Here is a 3,566-nt window from a genome sequence, read left to right as displayed (position 1 = left end):
GTGGATCTTCTTGCCCTTCTCGCTCCAGAACCGTATCGCGCTATCGATCAACGACCAATCGTAGATGCCTTCACGCGGTTCGAGCGCCGCCCAATCCGACAAGACAGCCACCGTATCGACTTTGCCCCACACGGTCCCGTCATTGAGAAAAGGAATGGTGCGCCCTTCGTCGGTGTAGTGCGGATAGGCATTGACGATATACACCCAACCCATGTGTGGATTGTGCAAGGTCTCGCCGGTTTCATTTGGAAAAAATGTCGCAGCGGGCGCGCTTGCGGCAATCGCGAGTGCCGCGGCGATGGCTGTTCTATATGAACGCATCCGCATTCGACGTACCCCCCGAGTCTTTCTGAATGCGATCACTATCCGGATTAGTCCATCGGAACCTCAATCAACAAAAACTGGCATGAGGTTACCGCATCGACGGCGACGGCTTCAGTTTCCGTAATGCCGATGCCATCGCGAGAACTCAGCGTCTCCTCGCCGATCTGCGCGACCCCATCTATGATAAAGGCATAAAGCCCCTGGTTTCCCTCACCCAATCGATACTCCATACTTGATCCCGCATCAAGCCGGCCCAACGAGAACCGCGCGTTCTGACTGATGCGCAACGCCGCTTCGGAATCGTCCGGCGAGACCACGGCCAGCAGGCCATTTCCGTTAAGGAGCGCGGAGAAGTCCTTTTCGTCGTATCGCGGAGTCAGACCTCTCCGCGACGGAAGGATCCAGATCTGCAAGAAGCTCACCGCCTCAGTTTTCGAGTGATTGTACTCGGAATGAAAGATTCCCGTGCCCGCGGACATGACTTGGAGTCTGCCTGGACGCAAGACTCCCGTTGCGCCGGTGCTGTCCTTGTGTTCCAACGCGCCCGACAGCGGGATCGTCACGATTTCCATGTCGCGGTGAGGATGCGTACCGAATCCCGCGCCCGGTGCAACAACGTCATCATTCAATACGCGCAACGCGCCAAAGCGGACGCGATTCGGATCGTAGTATTCGCCAAAACTGAACGAATGCCTGCTGTTCAGCCAATCGGTGGTTGTAGTACCGCGCGATTCCGCGCGATGGATGATCGTCTTCATGGTCGTTCCTCCGAGGTCGTACAATCGCCATCTACGATAGAAACAAATCCACAAAACGCTTTATGCTCGCCACAACGTGATATACTCCGAAACCGGGACGTGAGGTGACTGCAGAAAGTTGCAATGAATAGACGTTTCTCGGTTTCGGTGGTATTGGTATTAGCGCTGGGCGTGCTCTATACGCTTGCGCTGCAATCGCTTCTCCCCGCACAGGAAGTCTTCTTCAGCGGCGACGGTGGTGAGAAAGCCATGCAGATGCGCCAGTATGCCGCCGGACAGTTTCATGTCGATTTGCGCCTTGCCCGCAACACCTGGACGGAAGACCTGTGGCGGCAGGGCCTTCTTCCGTTGGATCTCACCTTCTTCGTCATCAACGATAAGGTGTACAGCATTTTTCCGTACACCTTTCCATTTGTGACGGCTCCGTTCTACGCGGCATTCGGAATGCGCGGAGTCTGTCTGATTCCCCTTGCTTCGGTATGGTGTCTGTGGCTGGCAGCCGCAATGGCCTTGCGCCGGATCGATCCAAATCCGCTGCGCCGGGCAGGCCTTCTCGCGGCGCTCATATTCGCCTGCCCGATCACGCTCTATTCCGCCACCTATTGGGAGCACCCGGTGGCCGCGGCGCTGTCTTTCATCGGGTTCTTGTACACGCTGGGCACAGAGAAACGTCGCGATTCCATGCTCCGCGCGGCACTCTTTGGCATAACGCTCGGGGTCGCGGGCTGGTTCCGCGAAGAATGCATGGTCTTCGCCGCCATCGTTCTCGCCGTCTCCTTCTTTCACACCAGACGCTTTGCAGGCAATCGCGCATGGTTCGCGTACGCGGCAGGAACATCGTTCACAATTCTTGGGTACATTGCGCTCAACGTATGGATCTATGGAAACCCGCTCGGAACTCATTCCATACAACGAGGAATTGACGTACCAATCGCTCAGCGCGTCTACAACGCCGCCAATTGGTCATTCGAAATGTACGAGAGCTACCTGCACACCATGCCGATCGTTTTGTTCGGTGCGGGCCTTTTTGTGGCGCTTCTGCGGCTTGCGCCACGGCGCCTGGATCGCGAAGCCTGGGCACTCATGGCCGTTGTTGCGGTATCCCTCATCGGGACCGGCGCCATCGTCCCGAGTCATGGCGATTACCAGATTGGTCCGCGGTTCTTGTTTCCCATCGTCCCAGTAGCCTGGCTGCTGATTGCGAAGTGGTGGCGCGAAGTCGATTCTCTGCGTGTTCCAGTTCTGCGAATCGGTTTTGCGTGTGTTTTTCTGATCACACTAGCGCTCGGCGTCAAACGCGATGCCATCGACGGCGCCATGATTCTCAGAGACAATTACAGCACGCGTGTGGCACCCGCGTTGGACATGCTATTGAGCCGCCCGGAAACCGCCGTGGCTGTCTCCAATCAGGCCGTATCTCAAGAGTTGGGCGTCGCGATGAAGGACAAAGACTTCTTCCTGGTCAAGACCGCCGAGAATTGGGAAATGCTTGCCACTGCCGTGCGCGAAAGAGACGATACGGGTCTCCTTTTCATTGCGCTGGGCGACGAGACAACCGAATTCGATTCGGTCATACGTTCCGTGAACGACGCCGCGTTGTCCATCACGCAACTGGGCCGGTATGGGCGACACTTCTACTTCTACACGGTCAGGTTCGCGAATTGATCGGCTTTGTCCCTGCTACGATGGATTCCGGTTCACCGTCTGCGCCGCCTGACGCTGCAGCCGGTTAATCTGCTGTTGAGCGCGCATGGCCTGCGTCGTTCCAGGTTCCAGGGACACAACGGACTGATATGTGCTGATGGCTTCCGCCAAATTGCCGCTCCGCCGGTATGCTTCCCCCAAGCGAAGGTACAAATCGGCATTCCCGGGCTGAAGCTCAATCGCCGAAAGCAGCGTCGCCTGAGCCTCCGCGTACTGCCCCATCTGCTGGTACGTTTGCGCGAGATTCATTTGCGCGGCGATGTTGCCCGGAGTTGTCTGGAGTACGCTCTGGTACTCGCCCAATGCCGACGAAAGGTCTCCCGTGCGGCGGTAATAGTCCGCCAAGGCCATGTGCGCTTGCGTGGATGCCGGCGAGGAACTTACCCAATCCGTGAGCAGCGCACCCTCGTCGGCGGTCATCCCCAGCCTGCGGTATAACGCCGCGGAGTTCGCATACGAGTTCGAACTGTTCCCCGACATCTCCTGGTACAACGAAAGTTGCGTCGCCGCTTCCGAATTCATCCCCAACGATTCGTATGTGCGCGCAAGATTGAGATACGCCTGCGCATCGTTCGGGTGGGCGTTCGACCAATCCTGGTAGGTGCGCAACGCCTCTTCTGGCATGCCCAATTGGTTGTACGCTTGCGCCAGCGCCTTGTAGTCCTTCGCGCTCAGCGATTGAGACTGCTCGGCGGTCTGTAGCTGCGACAACGCCGACGAATAGTCTCCTTGCCGAATCGATTGCATGGCGGTAGAAATCTGACGGCTGATGGCGGACCC

The 3,566-nt window shown here is 57.5% G+C and carries 4 protein-coding genes; 1 reads left to right on the top strand and 3 read right to left on the bottom strand.

Annotation, left to right across the window (positions count from 1 at the left end):
• Positions 1–327 (bottom strand): hypothetical protein (locus K1Y02_26120; GenBank protein ID MBX7259859.1); only part of this gene is annotated, 327 nt, incomplete at its 3' end.
• Positions 328–371: 44 nt separating this feature from the next.
• A complete protein-coding gene (locus K1Y02_26115) occupies positions 372–1,082 on the bottom strand; it encodes a pirin family protein (protein ID MBX7259858.1) in 711 nt (236 codons plus the stop codon).
• 123 nt (positions 1,083–1,205) lie between these two features.
• On the opposite strand from K1Y02_26115, the gene K1Y02_26110 reads away from it, so the two are divergent.
• A complete protein-coding gene (locus tag K1Y02_26110) occupies positions 1,206–2,747 on the top strand; it encodes a hypothetical protein (GenBank protein ID MBX7259857.1) in 1,542 nt (513 codons plus the stop codon).
• A gap of 15 nt (positions 2,748–2,762) precedes the next feature.
• Here the strand turns inward: K1Y02_26110 and K1Y02_26105 are convergent.
• Positions 2,763–3,566: tetratricopeptide repeat protein (locus K1Y02_26105; GenBank protein MBX7259856.1), on the bottom strand; the 804-nt coding region annotated here is incomplete at its 5' end.

The sequence above is a fragment of the Candidatus Hydrogenedentota bacterium genome (genome assembly GCA_019695095.1).
Taxonomy (GTDB): domain Bacteria; phylum Hydrogenedentota; class Hydrogenedentia; order Hydrogenedentales; family SLHB01; genus JAIBAQ01.
This window is presented reverse-complemented; position numbering and strand designations above follow the sequence as displayed.

Coding starts and splice junctions, on each gene's coding strand:
- K1Y02_26115 (MBX7259858.1), bottom strand. CDS start 1,082: ATGAAGACGATCATCCATCGCGCGGAATCGCGCGGTACTACAACCACC.
- K1Y02_26110 (MBX7259857.1), top strand. CDS start 1,206: ATGAATAGACGTTTCTCGGTTTCGGTGGTATTGGTATTAGCGCTGGGC.